17 protein-coding genes are annotated in these 14,658 nt (G+C 73.0%); 6 read left to right on the plus strand and 11 right to left on the minus strand.

Annotated elements, in window-relative coordinates; all coding sequences use genetic code 11:
* Positions 1-139: 139 nt before the first annotated feature.
* The 3 genes from AB4Y83_RS02695 to AB4Y83_RS02705 all read left to right on the plus strand — a co-directional run bounded on the left by AB4Y83_RS02695 (position 140) and on the right by AB4Y83_RS02705 (position 1,521).
* A complete protein-coding gene (locus tag AB4Y83_RS02695) occupies positions 140-451 on the plus strand; it encodes a hypothetical protein (protein WP_442295954.1) in 312 nt (103 codons plus the stop codon).
* On the plus strand, positions 448-939 hold the full coding sequence (locus tag AB4Y83_RS02700) for a hypothetical protein (protein ID WP_442295955.1): 492 nt from the start codon (positions 448-450) through the stop codon (positions 937-939). The genes AB4Y83_RS02695 and AB4Y83_RS02700 overlap by 4 nt, the downstream gene beginning before the upstream one ends.
* Before the next feature lie 84 nt (positions 940-1,023).
* On the plus strand, positions 1,024-1,521 hold the full coding sequence (locus AB4Y83_RS02705) for a DUF2505 domain-containing protein (RefSeq protein WP_056770568.1): 498 nt from the start codon (positions 1,024-1,026) through the stop codon (positions 1,519-1,521).
* Positions 1,522-1,590: 69 nt separating this feature from the next.
* On the opposite strand, the gene pruA is transcribed toward AB4Y83_RS02705, so the two are convergent.
* The 8 genes from pruA to AB4Y83_RS02745 form a co-directional block, all read right to left on the minus strand.
* Positions 1,591-3,219, minus strand: a complete 1,629-nt coding sequence (gene pruA / locus AB4Y83_RS02710) for an L-glutamate gamma-semialdehyde dehydrogenase (protein ID WP_442275015.1) — start codon at positions 3,217-3,219, stop codon at positions 1,591-1,593.
* Between the two features lie 124 nt (positions 3,220-3,343).
* Positions 3,344-3,742 (minus strand): DUF4870 domain-containing protein, encoded by a 399-nt coding sequence (locus tag AB4Y83_RS02715; RefSeq protein WP_056770575.1) that lies wholly within the window; start codon positions 3,740-3,742, stop codon positions 3,344-3,346.
* Between the two features lie 170 nt (positions 3,743-3,912).
* Entirely contained in the window at positions 3,913-4,626 is a 714-nt protein-coding gene (locus tag AB4Y83_RS02720; RefSeq protein ID WP_442295956.1) for an SGNH/GDSL hydrolase family protein, read from the minus strand.
* Between the two features lie 60 nt (positions 4,627-4,686).
* Positions 4,687-5,601: an alpha/beta hydrolase gene (locus AB4Y83_RS02725; RefSeq protein ID WP_442295957.1), complete on the minus strand. Its 915-nt coding sequence runs from the start codon at positions 5,599-5,601 to the stop codon at positions 4,687-4,689.
* Between the two features lie 160 nt (positions 5,602-5,761).
* Positions 5,762-6,364 carry a TetR/AcrR family transcriptional regulator gene (locus AB4Y83_RS02730; RefSeq protein ID WP_442295958.1) on the minus strand — a complete coding sequence of 201 codons (603 nt, stop codon included), beginning with the start codon at positions 6,362-6,364 and terminating at the stop codon, positions 5,762-5,764.
* A gap of 62 nt (positions 6,365-6,426) precedes the next feature.
* On the minus strand, positions 6,427-7,731 hold the full coding sequence (locus AB4Y83_RS02735; RefSeq protein WP_442295959.1) for a phosphotransferase: 1,305 nt from the start codon (positions 7,729-7,731) through the stop codon (positions 6,427-6,429).
* 8 nt (positions 7,732-7,739) lie between these two features.
* On the minus strand, positions 7,740-8,180 hold the full coding sequence (locus tag AB4Y83_RS02740) for a DUF6912 family protein (RefSeq protein WP_442295960.1): 441 nt from the start codon (positions 8,178-8,180) through the stop codon (positions 7,740-7,742).
* Positions 8,180-9,601 carry a WS/DGAT/MGAT family O-acyltransferase gene (locus tag AB4Y83_RS02745; protein WP_442275021.1) on the minus strand — a complete coding sequence of 474 codons (1,422 nt, stop codon included), beginning with the start codon at positions 9,599-9,601 and terminating at the stop codon, positions 8,180-8,182. Before AB4Y83_RS02745 ends, AB4Y83_RS02740 begins: the two co-directional genes overlap by 1 nt.
* Before the next feature lie 40 nt (positions 9,602-9,641).
* On the opposite strand from AB4Y83_RS02745, the gene AB4Y83_RS02750 reads away from it, so the two are divergent.
* On the plus strand, positions 9,642-10,028 hold the full coding sequence (locus AB4Y83_RS02750) for a hypothetical protein (protein ID WP_056772524.1): 387 nt from the start codon (positions 9,642-9,644) through the stop codon (positions 10,026-10,028).
* 2 nt (positions 10,029-10,030) lie between these two features.
* Positions 10,031-11,413, plus strand: a complete 1,383-nt coding sequence (locus AB4Y83_RS02755; protein WP_442295961.1) for a hypothetical protein — start codon at positions 10,031-10,033, stop codon at positions 11,411-11,413.
* A 15-nt stretch (positions 11,414-11,428) separates the two neighbouring features.
* Here the strand turns inward: AB4Y83_RS02755 and AB4Y83_RS02760 are convergent, their stop codons facing one another.
* Complete coding sequence (locus AB4Y83_RS02760; protein WP_442275024.1) at positions 11,429-12,886, minus strand: AAA family ATPase; 1,458 nt, start codon at positions 12,884-12,886, stop codon at positions 11,429-11,431.
* A complete protein-coding gene (locus tag AB4Y83_RS02765) occupies positions 12,883-13,545 on the minus strand; it encodes a hypothetical protein (protein ID WP_442295962.1) in 663 nt (220 codons plus the stop codon). Before AB4Y83_RS02765 ends, AB4Y83_RS02760 begins: the two co-directional genes overlap by 4 nt.
* A 282-nt stretch (positions 13,546-13,827) precedes the next feature.
* Between AB4Y83_RS02765 and AB4Y83_RS02770 the strand changes: the two genes are divergently transcribed.
* On the plus strand, positions 13,828-14,055 hold the full coding sequence (locus AB4Y83_RS02770; RefSeq protein ID WP_442295963.1) for a helix-turn-helix domain-containing protein: 228 nt from the start codon (positions 13,828-13,830) through the stop codon (positions 14,053-14,055).
* 20 nt (positions 14,056-14,075) lie between these two features.
* On the opposite strand, the gene AB4Y83_RS02775 is transcribed toward AB4Y83_RS02770, so the two are convergent.
* Complete coding sequence (locus tag AB4Y83_RS02775) at positions 14,076-14,657, minus strand: hypothetical protein (RefSeq protein WP_442275026.1); 582 nt, start codon at positions 14,655-14,657, stop codon at positions 14,076-14,078.
* Position 14,658 lies beyond the last annotated feature (1 nt).

A 14,658-nucleotide genomic window follows, 5' to 3' on the forward strand; every position in this document is an offset into this window, starting at 1 on the left:
ACCATGTGAGCCTATCCCCGTCGGCGTCCACGCCCGAACCACCCCCGCCGGACACTCCGCGACTGTGACGCGAGTGATGGACGGGACAGGCGGTGGAGAACTCCGGGGCGCCCGGACGCCCAGTCCCTAGAGTGGTGCCATGACCGAGGGGAGCCGGGTGGCGGGCGCTGCGGACCCTGCGACGCTCCGGGCCCTCGCCGCCGGCCGGTCGACGACGCGGACGCTCTCCGACGACCTGCTGACGCACCTTCCCGACGTCGGCGACCTGCCCACGCAGCGCGCGCTCGACGCCTGGGTCGAGCAGGCGGCCGACACCCTCCGGGCCCTCTCGGAGGCACTCGAGGAGCGGCTGCTCGACCTCGGCGCCGCCCCCGGGCGGCCACCCGCCGGCGTCGACGAGCAGGTGCCGCGAGACGGCCGTCCGGCCACGCAGGCGGGTGACGCCCGATGAGCCTCTCCCCCGGCGACCCCGGCTCGACGTCGGCGCTCGGCGGCGCCCTCCGCACGCAGGCCCACCAGCTCGCCGACCTCGTCGTCGACCTCGACGCGGCCGCGCGGCGGGTCGGGCGCACCGGGGGGCCCGACCCCACGGGCCACGAGCGCGACCTCGTGACCCGCGCCGCCACCGAGCTCGACCGGGTCGGCGGCCTCCTGCAGTCCTGGACCACGACCGCCGTCGAGTCGGCAGCCCGCGTCCGCGCGCTCGAGCCGGCCCTGACGCGCTGCGACCTGACCATCGACGGCCGGCTCGTCGTCGAGCGCTCCGGCCCGAGCCGTGTCGAGCCGGGCGAGCGCCGCGCCGAGCGCGATCGGCTCCAGGAGCTGCTCAACCGCGTGACGGCGGTCCGTTCGCGCGAGCTGGCCCGGCTCCGCCGCGAGCTCGAGGCGTCCCGCACGACACTCGCGGCCCTGTCCGACCGCGCCCGGTCGGGCGCCTGAGCGTCACCTCGGCGCCGGGCGCGTGACCCGGCCGCACGGCATCCGTCCTCGGGGTGTGGTGGACGGTGCAATAGCGTGTCGGCCATGAAGATCTCCGAGACGATCACGTATGCCGCCCCGCCCGAGACCGTCTACGCCATGGTCACCGACGTGGCCTTCCAGGAGCGCAAGTGCGTCGAGGCCCACGCCCAGCGGCACGAGGCCGCGGTCAGCCCGGCGGGTGACGGCGCCCGCGTCGTGACGAAGCGCGACCTGCCCGCCGACGACCTCCCCGACTTCGCCAAGTCGATCGTCGGACCGACCCTCTCGGTGACGGAGACCTACGAGTGGGGTGGGGCGGCCGGTGACGGCACCCGCACCGGCACCCTCACGGTCGAGGTGGCCGGGGCTCCCGTCGCGATGCGGTCGAGCGTCCGGCTCGCCCCGGCCGGTGGCGGCACGCAGATCAGCATCGACGGCGACCTCAAGGCCTCGATCCCGCTCTTCGGGGGCAAGGTCGAGAAGGCCGCCGCCCCTGCCGTCATCGACGCGATCCGCAGCGAGCAGCGCACCGGCAACGCCTGGCTGTCCGAGCGCGCCTGATACCCCTGCACGACGCTGGGCCCGCCTCCTGACGGAGACGGGCCCAGCGGCATACGTGCTCGGGGCGGGTCAGCCCATGTGCGGATAGGTGTGGTTCGTCGGCGGGACGAACGTCTCCTTGATCGAGCGCACGCTGGTCCAGCGCAGCAGGTTCTGCGCGGCGCCCGCCTTGTCGTTGGTGCCCGACGCGCGACCCCCGCCGAACGGCTGCTGGCCGACGACGGCGCCGGTCGGCTTGTCGTTGACGTAGAAGTTGCCGGCGGCGAAGCGCAGGCGCTTCGTGGCGTCGGCGATGACGCGACGGTCCTGGGCGATGATCGAGCCGGTGAGCCCGAACGGCGCGAAGCGCTCCATCTGGTCGAGCACGGTGTCGTACTGCGCGTCGGGGAAGACGTGCACCGACAGGATCGGGCCGAAGTACTCGGTGCGGAAGGACTCGTCGGCGGCGTCCTTGATCTCGAGCACCGTCGGGCGCACGAAGTAGCCGACGGAGTCGTCGTAGGTGCCGCCGGCGACGACGTCGATGCCCGTGGTCGCGTGAGCCCGGTCGATGGCGTCCTTGTGCTTGGCGAACGCGCGGTCGTCGATGACGGCGCCCATGAAGTTGGACAGGTCGGTGACGTCGCCCTGGGTCAGGCCGTTGGTGATGTCGACGAGGTCGCCCTTGATCTGCTTCCACACCGAGGCGGGGACGTAGGCGCGCGAGGCGGCCGAGCACTTCTGGCCCTGGAACTCGAAGGCACCCCGGATCATCGCGGTGCGCAGGACGGCCGGGTCGGCACTCGGGTGGGCGAGGATGAAGTCCTTGCCGCCGGTCTCGCCGACGAGGCGCGGGTAGGTGCGGTAGCGGTCGAGGTTGGTGCCGACCTCGTGCCACAGGTGCTTGAACGTCGGGGTCGAGCCGGTGAAGTGGATGCCGGCGAGGTCCTCGTCGCGCAGGGCTGCCTTGCTGACGTTGATGCCGTCGCCCGTCACCATGTTGATGACGCCCGGAGGCATGCCGGCCTCCTCGAGCAGCTCCATCGTCAGCTGCGCCGCGAGCTGCTGGGTCGGGCTCGGCTTCCACACGACGGTGTTGCCCATGAGGGCCGGGGCGGTCGGCAGGTTGCCCGCGATCGCGGTGAAGTTGAACGGCGTGACCGCGTAGACGAAGCCCTCGAGCGAGCGGTAGTCGGAGCGGTTCCAGATGCCCTTGGCGTTGAGCGGCGGCTGCTGCTCGAGGATCTGGCGGGCGAAGTGGACGTTGATCCGCCAGAAGTCGATGAGCTCGCACGCGGCGTCGATCTCGGCCTGGTAGGCCGTCTTGCTCTGTCCGAGCATCGTCGCCGCGTTGAGGCGGGCCCGCCAGGGGCCGGAGAGCAGCTCGGCGGCCTTGAGCAGGATGGCGGCGCGGTCGTCGAAGGACAGCTCGCGCCACATCGGTGCGGCGGCCTTGGCGGCGTCGACAGCGGCCTGGCCCTCCTTGACGGTGGCGTTGCGCAGCGTGCCGAGGACCTTGCGGTGGGCGTGCGGCTGGCGGACGGCGATCTTGCGACCGGTGCCGGTGACCCGCTCGCCGTTGATCGTGTGGGGCAGCTCGGTCTGGGTCGACCCCAGCTCGGCGAGGGCGACCTCGAGCGCGGCTCGCTCGGGCGAGCCCGGCGCGTAGTCGAGCACCGGCTCGTTGGCCGGTGCGGGCACGTGGGTCACGGCGTCCATCAAGTTCTCCTGCGGTTGGCACGGGGTCTCGCCCGGTGCAGGCGAGTGGGGTGGCCCGCCTCGTGGGCGGAGCCACCCCATCGTTCCATGCCGGCCACGGTGCCCGTCAGCCCTGCCGGGGCACTCAGTGCAGGACGGGGATGCTCCACGGGTAGCGGAAGCTCTCTCCGCGGCTCGCGGCCATCGCCGCCCTGATGTGGAACCACAGCGCGGCCACGACGGCGACGATCCACACGATGATGGCGACCGGGATGAGGATCACGGTGAAGAGCATGACCCAGCCGGCGATGATCGCCGCCCAGACGGCGAGGTTGAAGTTGAAGGAGTCGGCGGCGGCCTTGCGGACGAAGGCGCTGCGGTCCTTGTAGACGGCCCAGATGAGCAGCGGGCCGACGAAGCTGAGCCAGCCGACGGAGATGACGGCGGCGACGATGGCGGCGAGGTGGCCGAGGACGGCCCACGTGCGCTCGTCGCTCGTCGGGGTCAGGGACTGGCCGGACGGGTTCGGGATCGGTTGTGTCATGACCCCATCGTCGCGCCACTCGGGGCCGTGGCGCTGCCGGGGAGCGCCCTGACCCGACCCTGAGCCGCCCCTGACCGACGCCGCCCACCCTCGGGGTGGAGGCGCGGTGCGGTCGGGGTCGGGTCGCAGTCGGGTCGGAGTCGGGTCGGAGGCGGGGTGGGCAGGCGCCCTCAGGCGGTGGCGCCCACGGCGTCGTCGACGACGAGCGAGCAGACCTCGCTCGTGGGGTCGGCGACGTCGATGGCCGACAGGAGGGTGAGGGTGAGCTGGAGGTGCCCTCGCGCGCCGGGGTGGAACGCGTCGTCGAGCCAGCCGTCGGGCGCCACCTCCCGGCCCGCGTCGGACGCGGCCGCCTCCCACGCGGCGGCATGGTCGACGACGAGCACCCCGAGGTCGCGCGCGACCTCGCGCACCGCCTCGGCGTAGAGCGCGATGAGGCGGGGCCCGCGGCCGCCGTCCTCGAGCACGGGCGGGGGCGTCTGGAGCACGACCGTGGCTCCGACGTCGCGGGAGCGCTGGACGATCTGGTCGAGGCGGTAGCGGAAGCCGCGCACGCCGTCCTCCCCCGCCAGGATGTCGTTGGTCCCGAACATCACGAAGACGACGTCGGGCGCGAATCGTCCTGCCCGCCAGTGGAACTCGGGAAGGAGGTCTTCGGTCGTGGCTCCCGACACGCCGGAGTTGATGACGGCGTCCCCACGACGACCGAGCTCACCGCGGACGCGCTCGGCGAAGTGCTCGACGTAGCCGCGGCGGCCGTGCGTGTGCACGACACCCTGCGTGATGCTGTCGCCGAGGAAGACCCACGTCACGGGTGGTCCGGCGAGGATCTCGCGGAGGCGGTCGGCATCGCGGCGGGCGTACTCGTCAGCGGTGAAGTCCATCCGCGCAAGGTAACAAGGGATGGCGCACCCGCGACTCCCCCGGACCAGCACGTGGGACGGTCAGGCCGCTCCGGCGCGGGCCTGCCCGCCGGTTGCCGATCGGCCGTCGGCGACCGCGTCCGGCCATGGCTGGGGACGGTCGTCGCCGTGCAGACTGGCCTCCACCGGGAGGCGGTCGACGAAGCGGGCGACGGCTCCCCCGACCGCGGTGTCCGCAAGCACCCGACGGTGCCCGAGCCCGGCGGTCGAGAACAGCTCGGCCCCCGGCCAGGACTGCACGAGGCGCGCCGAGGGCGCGTGCGGCACCTCTCGGTCGAGCAGGTCGTGGACGACGAGCAGCTCGGGCCGCTCGGGCCGCTCGAGCGAGGTCGCGATCGTCACGAGGTCGAGCTCGTCGGGCGCGTAGCCGGTGCGGAGGCGGACCCGTTCGACGAGCCGACGCGTCGTCCGCACGCCCAGCCCCAGCTCGCCCTGAAGGCGGACGAGCAGGTCGGGTATGCCGCTCGGCGGGGCGATGAGGACGAGCCGCTCCGCTGACACCCAGCCGTCGCGGATCGCCAGCAGTGCGGACAGGGCGCCCATCGAGTGCGCGACGACGGCCCGCGCCGACCCGAACCGCGCGGCGACGGCGTCGAGGGAGCGACCGAGCTCGACCGCATCGGAGGAGCCGGAGCCGTGGACACCCGCGTCCGACCGGCCGTGACCGAGCCCGTCGAAGGCGACGACCTGCAGGCCCCGGTCGAGCAGGGGCGCGACGAGCGGGGTCAGCTGCTCGAGGGACCCGCCCCAGCCGTGCACGAGGTAGACGACCGGGCCCTCACCCCAGACCCAGCCCCGCACGGAGCGGCCGCGGAGCCCAACCTCGAAGGCCGAGCCGAGCAGCTCCCGGATCGGCGTCGCACCCGAGGGCGTGGCGATCGAGTGTCGGGCCGGGGGCAGTCGGAACCAGAGCCGTTCGGCGACCCGCGCTCCCACGCGAGGTGCGAGCGCTTCGCAGATCCGGAACGCCACGTGCGTGGTGGTGAACTGAATAGACCGATCGTTCGTGCTTTTCTGTGGCGACTTGAGGGCCATGACTGCTCCTTCTGGATGGTGATCGGGACGGGCGGTCCGCGCAGGACCGGATGCGTGATGGTCAGGCCGAGCGGGCGACGGGCCGGGAGTCGTCGATGAGGCGGTCGAAGGCTCGGCGCGCCCGCTCCTCGGCCCGACCGTCGCGCATCAACCGACGCGCGTGGTGGTGCGCGAGCACGATGCCCTCGAGCTCGTAGGCGAACTGCTCGGCGTCGACGTCGTCGCGGAAGTGCCCCTCGCTCACCGCGGTGCCGACGATGAGGGTCAGGGACTCGAGCTTGTCGCGCTCGGCGCGCACCAGCTCGTCTCGGACCGGCCCCTCCTGGTCGTCGAACTCGCTTGCTGCGTCGACGAAGATGCAGCCGCCGTCGAAGGCGGTGGACTGCCAGGTGATCCAGCGGTCGAAGAACTCGCGCACGCGCGCCTCGCCACGGGGGGTGGCCACGGTCGGACGCATGACGACGTCGGTGAACCGCTCGCGGGCGTGCTGGAGCACCTCGACCTGCAGCGCCTCCTTGGAGGCGAAGTGGGCGTAGAGCCCGCTCTTGCTCAGCTTCGTCGCCGCGGCCAGCGTGCCGATGGTCAACCCCCCGAGCCCGACGAGCGACGCGAGCTCGGTGGCCTCGTCGAGGATGGCGGTCCTCGTGCTCTCACCCTTGCCCATGACATGTATAAAAGCACGATCGTTCGGTCGTGACAAGAGATCACGTCATGGCACCACGCCCGTCAGGCGCCGCGCCACCAGAGCAGACGGGAGATCACGACCTCGAGGTCGTGGGCGAGCGCACCGGACGGGTCGCCGTCCACGGTCTCGGGGTACGCGACGTCGCGGTGGGCCTCGAACCACGGCGCGAGCGCCCACCAGGCCCGGGCCCTGGCCCTCGTGTCGTCGTCCACGCCGGACGCCACAGCCTCGGCGAAGGCCACCGATGTCGCGTTGAGCGCCCACGCGAGGTCGAGAGCGGGGTCGGTGACCCGGGCGTCGCCCCAGTCGATGACCCCGGACAGCCGCCCGTCTCGCGCGAGGACGTGCTCGCTCACGAGGTCCCCGTGGCACAGGGCCTGCTCACCGACGGTCGCCACCCGCTCGAGCAGTGCCTCCGCGGTCGAGCGGTGCTCGGGCGCCAGGAGGGGCAGCACGACGAGCCCGAGCCGCTCCACCCGGACGGTTCGTTCGACGTGGTCGTCCGCTGCCGACGGGCACCCCGCATCGGCCGCGAGGGGAAGCGGGGTGGCGTGCAGCACCTCGAGGAAGGCCGCGAAGACCTCGCCGTCCGCCGAGGTCAGGCGTGCCGGATCGACGGCCTCCCCCGCCACGAGGGCGTGCCGCAGCCGCAGCGGCGCACGGTCGAGCACGACCGGGCGGGGCACCTCCACCGGAAGCCCGTCCGCGATCGCCGGGAGCAGGACCGCCTCGGCGAGCAGCGCCGTCTCGACCTCGGGCCGGCGCGCGGTGCGGTCGACCCAGCGCTGTTCCACGAGCGTCGCCACGCTGTCCCAGCCCTGGCGGAGCGGGACCCGGTCGGCATGCCATCCGCGCACGAGGGACGACCACACGGCCACGCTGTCCGGCACGATGCTGTCGGCCTCGTCGTCGAACCGGCGCACGAGCTCCTCGACCGTCACCCACTCGCCCCATGACACCTCCTCGGGTTGCCACCGGATCGGGCCGTCCCACGTCACGACGAAGCGGAAGGCCCGGTAGCGCGTGTGGTCGTCGGCGTAGTCCGCCACGCCGAGAGGCTCGAGCGGGACCCCGGCGACACCGAGCTCCTCGTCGACCTCGCGTACCGCGCCCGCAGCCGGATCCTCCCCCGCCAGGACGACCCCACCGGCCGCGACGTCGAGCAGACCCGGGTAGACGTCCTTCGTCGTCGTGCGACGGTGGAGGTAGATGCGACCGAGCGGGTCGCGCACGACGATCGACGAGGCCGCGTGACGCAGGTTGCGCGCGCGCATGACCGACCGCGGCGACGATCCCGACACGTGACCGGCCTCGTCGTAGAGCGCGACCACCTCGTCGTCGGCCATGTCGGGGCTCAGCCGAAGAAGGAACGCACGTCGTCGAGCTCGGTGACGTCGTACCAGAGCAGCTCGTCGGCCTCCTCGTCGACGTCGCCGGTCACCTCGTCGTCGATGTGGAACGACGCGACCCGCGAGAGGGGCAGCGGCGCCGTGAGCACGACCTTCGACACGGGCGCACCGTCGCGCGGTGAGACCCACGTGGCGTCCGCGTCGGCGGATGCGACGACGCGACGGTCCGAGCGCACCGACCGCAGCCCGGCCGCAGCCTCGACGGCATCGCTGAAGGCGGCGTACTCGAGGTCCTCGACGTCGAGACCCGGCGCGGCCTGCTCGAGACCCGACGTGACGGCATACGCCGTCCGGGGCGTGCCCGGACCGGCAGCGACCGCGCCTGCGGTGGCGAGCTCGTCGAGGCCTGCCCGCCCCAGCGGCACGTAGACGCGCACGACCGGCATCAGGACTCCCTCCCGCTCGTCAGCTCGGCGAGCGACTCGACGATGGACTGGCCGAGCACGTCGACGTCGGGCATGGCGTCGCGGTCGGCGTTGAGGCCGAAGTAGACCCCGCCGTTGTACGACGTGATGCCGATCGAGAGGGCCTGCCCCTTGGCGAGCGGCGTCACCGGATAGGTCGAGAGCATCTCGGCGTCTCCGGCGTAGAGCGGCGTCTGCGGGCCCGGCACGTTGGTGATCATGACGTTGTAGAGGCGGCGCGACATCGCGGAGCCGAGACGCGCACCGAGGGCGTGCAGGGTCGGCGGCGCGAACCCCGCGAGGTTGGCGAGCGACGTCGCCCCGACCGCCTGTCCGCCCTCCATCTGCTGGCGCATCGCGAACGCGATCTGGTGCAGGCGCATCGAGGCCCCGGGCTCTCCGACCGGGAGGTTGACGACGCAGGCCATGACCTGGTTGGCATACATCCCCGCCGGGTCGTCGCCGTAGATGCTGACCGGCACCATGGCGCGCACCGACGTGTGGGGGCTGACGGCCTCGCCGCGCCCGAGCAGCCATGCCCGGAAACCGCCCGCGATCGTCGCGAGCACGACGTCGTTGATCGTCACGTCCTCGGCGTACGCGCCGCGGGCCAGCCGCTTGCGCACGAGGCGGTAGTCCTCGAGATCGGTCGCGATCATGACCCACCGGCGGGCCGAGCCGATCTCGGCGTTGAGGGGCGAGTCCGGCGCGGGACGAGCGGCGGTGCGCGCGACCGTCGAGAGCACCTGGCCGGCCGACTCGACGGCACGCAGGCCGACGTTGAGGGCGTCGTTGAGACCGCCGCGGACGAGGTCGACGACCTGCGTCGGGCGGCGCACCGCATCGATGACGGCACTGGTGACGAGCTCGACCGACGACGGTGACCGGCTCGGCTCCCACGGCGGCACGACGTCGTCGAGGTCCTCACCCTTGACGGCGTCGACGATGACGTGCGCGATGTCGAGGGCGTTGACGCCGTCGATGAGCGCGTGGTGGGTCTTCGTGACGATGGCGAACCGTCCGTCGTGCAGGCCCTCGACGAGGTAGACCTCCCACAGCGGGCGGGTGCGGTCGAGCTTGCGCGGCTGGACACGGGCGACGAAGTCCTGCAGCTGCCGGTCGCTGCCCGGACGCGGCAGGCCGGCGCGACGCACGTGGTAGCCCATGTCGAAGGCCTCGTCGTCGACCCAGACGGGGTTGCCGATCCGGCCCGGGACGTCGCGGACCTTCTGCCGGAAGCGCGGAATCGCCCCGATCCGGCTCTCGATGATGCGGACGAGCTGGTCGTAGTCGAAGCCGTCGCGAGGAGGCTGGAAGACCATGACCGACCCGACGTGCATCGACGTGGTGGACTCCTCGAGGTAGAGGAACGACGCGTCGAGCGAGGTCAGGCGGTCAGACATGCTCACACTCTGCCAGACGCCCTTGCTTAGGATCGTGGCCATGCGTACGTTTCGCGCCCTGCCGTATGCCGTCTGCGTCCTCGCGCTCGTCGGTGCCGCCGCCTGCTCGTCCGGCACCCCCGATCCCGGACCGGGCGGCAGCACCGGCGTCGTCTCGACGGGCAGCGTCAAACGCCTCGAGGTGACCGTCACCGGGACGACCGTGACGCCTGCCCCGGCGCAGGTCGACCTGCCGATCGGCTCGACGCTCGAGCTCGTCGTGACGAGCGACCACGACGACGAGCTGCACGCCCACGGCTTCGACGTCGAGGCGACGCTCAAGGCCGGCACCCCGACGACCCTGCGGCTGACCGGCACCGAGGCCGGTCTCTACGAGGTCGAGACCCACGAGCCGGCCCTGACCCTGCTCACGGTCGCTGTCCGCTGACCGTGGCGTCCCTCCCGGCCGCACTCGCTTCCGCCCTCCCACCAGCCCTCGGTCCGGGCTCCGTCCCGGCTGTCGTCCCCGCCCACGGCGTCGGTAGCCGCGGCGACCTTCCTCTGCCGTTCACCGCCCTCGTCATCGCGGCGGTCGCCGCGCTCGTCATCTCGTTCGTCGCCATCAGCACGCTGTGGCGCGAGCCGCGGCTGCGCGACACCGACGGGGTGCTGTTGCCCGGGCCCGTCGCCGCCGTGCTCGACTCGCGCTGGCTGCGCATCGTGGCCCGCGTCCTGGCCGGCATCGTCACGGTGTGGACGCTGGCGGCGCTCGTGTTCGGCCCCGACTCGGCCCGCAACCCGGTGCCCCAGGTCGTCTACGTGTGGCTGTGGGTGGGCCTCGCCTTCTCCTCGATGCTCCTCGGCCCGGTCTGGCGGGTCATCAACCCGCTCCGCGCGCTCCACGCCGGCCTGCTCCGACTTGCCCGGGTCTCGCCCGACCTCGCGGCCCTGCCCTACCGCTGGGGCCTGTGGCCCGCGGCCCTCGGGCTCGGGACCTTCACGTGGGTCGAGCTCGTCGCCGAGGACAACACGTCGCTGGGCTTCCTCCGCGTCCTCGTCGCCGGCTTCTTCGCCGTGTCGCTGCTGGGTGCGGCCGTCTTCGGCCGCACGTGGTTCGACCACGCCGACCCCTTCGAGGCGTGGTCACGGCTGCTCGGCCTGCTCTCGCCGCTCGGCCGGCGCCATGACGGGCGGTGGGTGCTGCGGACCCCGCTGCACGGCGTCAACGGCCTGCGTGGCCAGCGGGGCCTCGTGCCCACGGTTGCCGTCATGCTCGGCGGGACGGCATACGACGGCTTCTCGGCCAACCTCTCGTGGGCGACGTTCGTGCAGTCCTCTCCCCTGCCGTCGGCACTGCTCCGGACGGCCACCCTCCTCGCCTTCTTCGGCTTCGTGGCCCTGACGATCTGGCTGGCCTCGGTCGTGTCGGTGAGGCTCGCCGGCGAGCCCTTCTCCCGCTCGTTCTCCTTCGTCAGCGACATCGCGCCGTCGCTGATCCCCATCGCCGGTGGTTACGTCATCGCGCACTACTGGTCGCTCTGGGTCTATCAGGGGCAGTTCGCGTGGCGGCTGCTCACCGACCCGCTCGGGACGGGTGCCGACCTGCTCGGGACTGCCGACCTCACCCCGAACGACCTGCTCATCCAGCCGACGCTCGTCGCGACGATCCAGGCCGTGAGCATCGTCGTCGGGCACCTGCTCGGCGTCCTCGCCGCCCACGAGCGGGCGATCACCGTCCTCGACCGTCGCGCCGCGGTCATCGGTCAGGTACCGCTGATGGTGGTCATGGTCTTCTACACGCTCGGTGGCCTGACGATCCTCTTCGCGCCCTGACCGGACGCCGTGCCCTCAGGCGCCGACGGCACTCGACGACCGGCGCCCATGGCCCCGGCGGCGGCCTCGCCCTCTCCGCTCGCGAGGCTCGGGCGATGCCACCGTCCACGGCAGCAGACCGGTCGCGAGGTCGGCCACCGCACGACGGACGGGCGAGTCCGGCGCGTGCTCGACGACCGAGCGCCCAGCGAGCAGAGCCGCGTCGACGGCGGTGGCGTCGTCGGGCACGAACCGCACCGACGCGAGCCCGGCGAACCGCAGGAGCGAGTCGGCGATGCGGGACTGGGGACGGGACCCGACCGCGCCGCTGCGCACCCGGTTGACGACGGGCACCGGCTCGCCGGACGGCACCGTGCCGAGCTCCTGCAGACCCCGGACGAAACGCTGGAGCGCGACCGGGTCGGCGCCGCCCACCGCCACGACGAGGTCGGAGGCGGCCAGGGAGGTCAGCGTGGCCTCGTTGCGTCGCGGGGCCACGGTGTCGTAGCTGAGCTCCTCGTCGTCCTCGAGGCAGAAGCCGCAGTCGACGACGACGACCTGCACGAGCGACCGGCTCAGCTCGAGGACGCGCTCGAGCGCTGCGGCGCGCACCTCGGGCCACCGCTCGGCCTTGGGCAGGCCCGTCAGCACGCGGAGTCCCGGGACGACCACCGGGGCGATGCGCGCGAGCGCGGCCAGGTCGAGCAGGCCCTGGTCGGCCGCACGGCACGCCGCCGCCACGCCCGGCGCCTCGTCGAGGAGCCCGAGGGTCTGCGCCACGCAGCCCCCGTAGGTGTCGGCGTCGACGAGCAGCACCTCGACGCCACGGCCGGCGACCTCCGCAGCGAGGGTCGTCGCGACCGTCGTGCGACCGGGCGCGCCGGTGGGTCCCCAGACCGCGATGACCGACGCACGCTCGGGGCCGCGACGCGAACCGGTCACTCGCCCCGCGGCCGCGTCGTCGCCGGACGGGTCGTCGGCATCGCGCGAGCCGACGTGCTCACGGCCTGCGGCGATGCCACCGGAGCCAGCCGGACGCCACCCCGCGTCACCGTCGGTCGAGCTCTCGGTGTGGTCGGGCGCGGCCTGCTGGTCGGCGCAGACGCCCGCATCGCCGCTCAGGGCCGCCTCGAGGTCGTGGGATGCGCCCCATCCCTCCTGCAGCGACACCTCCCACCGGTCGGTCCCCGCGTCGACGGGAAGCGTCACCGTGATCGTCAGCTGTCGCAGGCGGCGCTCGGCGGGCTCGTCGTCGGCGGGGTGCACCCCGATCACGCGGATCCGGTTGGCGCGCAGGCGATTCACGACCGCGAGGTCGAGGCCGCGCAGGTCGGAGGAGACAACGGCAGTGTCGCCCAGACCCGCGTCGGCCACCGACAGCAGCTCGGACACGTCGGCACACCGCCGCGTCACCGTCACGTCACGCAGACCCTCGAGGGTCGTCGCGACCGAAGACTCCCAGTGGTGGCTGAGGGCGGTCAGGACCTCGGTCATGCGCCGCCGCCGGTGACCGCCCCGACGGAGGGGACGAGGGTCAGCTTCGCCTCGCCGTCCACAGCCTCGACGAGCGGCTGGACCTTGTCGGCCGGCACGTAGATCTGCACCGACGTCATCGAGCCCGCGCCGAAGCCACCGCTGCTCGTCATCACCGCAGCCACCGCGGCGGACTCGAGGACCTTCTTCGTCGGGGTGGTGGCCGCGTCGCTCGTCGTCGGGGCCTTGGGCGTCATGAAGACGTCGACGCGGCTCCCCCGTGCCAGGCCGGTCGTCGACATCGCGTCGGCGCGGACCGTGACCCGCTGCACAGCGACGGCATCGGCGTCGCCGACGGCGGACACGGGCACCAGCTCACCCGCGCGCACGTCACGGACCATGAACGAGCCGGTCGGCGCCGTGGCGTCGGCGGCGAGGTAGGCGTTCATCCCGTCGGCGAGTCGCACGTCGGCGCGCACGAAGGAGGCCTCCTCGACCTCGTCACCGGCCACGAGGTTGCCCGCCGCGACCCACACCGGGACGCGGTCGTCGGCGCTGGCGACGGCCTTGGCCCCCAGCGTCGCGGCGACGACGACGAGCAGCACACCGACGACGAGGCGGCTGTCACGCCAGGACGGTCGTTGCAGGCGCTTGGCGCTGGGACTGGCCAGCTCGGTCATGTGGGCCCCCTGTGGTCCGCTCGGCGATGGCTGGACGCCCGTCGCACGACATCGGACGGACGCGGCAACATCTTGCATCAACCGGGCGCACACCGCCCGTCCAGGTGCACAGCTGGGGACGACGGACGATGACGACGGCACGGATCCCTAGGATGGAGCCGTTCCCTGCCCTCGACCCACGAGCCCGTGCCGGTCGGTGGCACCGGCCGTGTCCGGACGCGCCGCGGCGGGTACGGGTGTGGTCGAGGCCGTCGACAGACGGTGCCCAGAGGAGGAGTCAACGTGGCCCAGCGGTTCCTGCAGCTCGCCGAGGTGTCGGAGATCCTCAACATCTCCTCCGCCCAGGCGTACGCCCTCGTGCGCTCCGGGGAGCTGCCGGCCATCAAGATCGGTGGCCGGGGCCAGTGGCGCGTCGAGGCCACGGAGCTCGAGGGCTACATCCAGCGGATGTACGCCGAGACGAAGTCGTTCGTGCAGGCGCACCCGTTCGGCGRCTCCGCCGAGGAGTGAGGCCACCCCGGTCCCGGCCCTCAGAGCCGGCGGACCGAGCCGAGTGACCAGAAGGGCACGAGCGACCGCCCGGTGACGTTGGCCGCTCGTCGGGCCTCGTCGGCCGCGTGCTCGGCGATCTCGAGGTGGTCGGACCCCACGACGTCGATGGTCCCCGTCGACGCGTGCCCGTCCACGTCCACGACCTCCACGACGGCGCGGTCGCGGCTCACCGCCCGTAGGGCCGCCCCGAGGCCGAACCTCCGGGCCACGACGGAGGGCGTCCGAGCCCCCGGCGCCAGTCCCGACACCGCGCGGACCGCAGGCAGGGCCACGAGGACCGGCCGTCCCGGCGCGGTCTCGACGAGTGCCCAGTCCGGCCCGACGTCGACGAGCCGACCCGCGAGCACGCGGTCGCGCACCCGCAGCCCCACGTGCGTCGCACCGACGTTCGCGAGCAGCCGCGTGTGCACGTCGAGCAGCGCGCGCTCGCGCCGGGTGCGGTCGGCGACCTCGGCCTCGAGCTCCCGCACGTCGTCCAGCGCGAGCTGAGCCTCGAGGTCGTCGAAGAGCCGGTCCCAGCGCATGCGCACACCCTCCCCTGCTGCGATGGTGCGGGCCACC

The sequence above is a fragment of the Terrabacter sp. RAF57 genome, from assembly GCF_052113925.1.
Classification (GTDB): Bacteria; Actinomycetota; Actinomycetes; order Actinomycetales; family Dermatophilaceae; genus Terrabacter.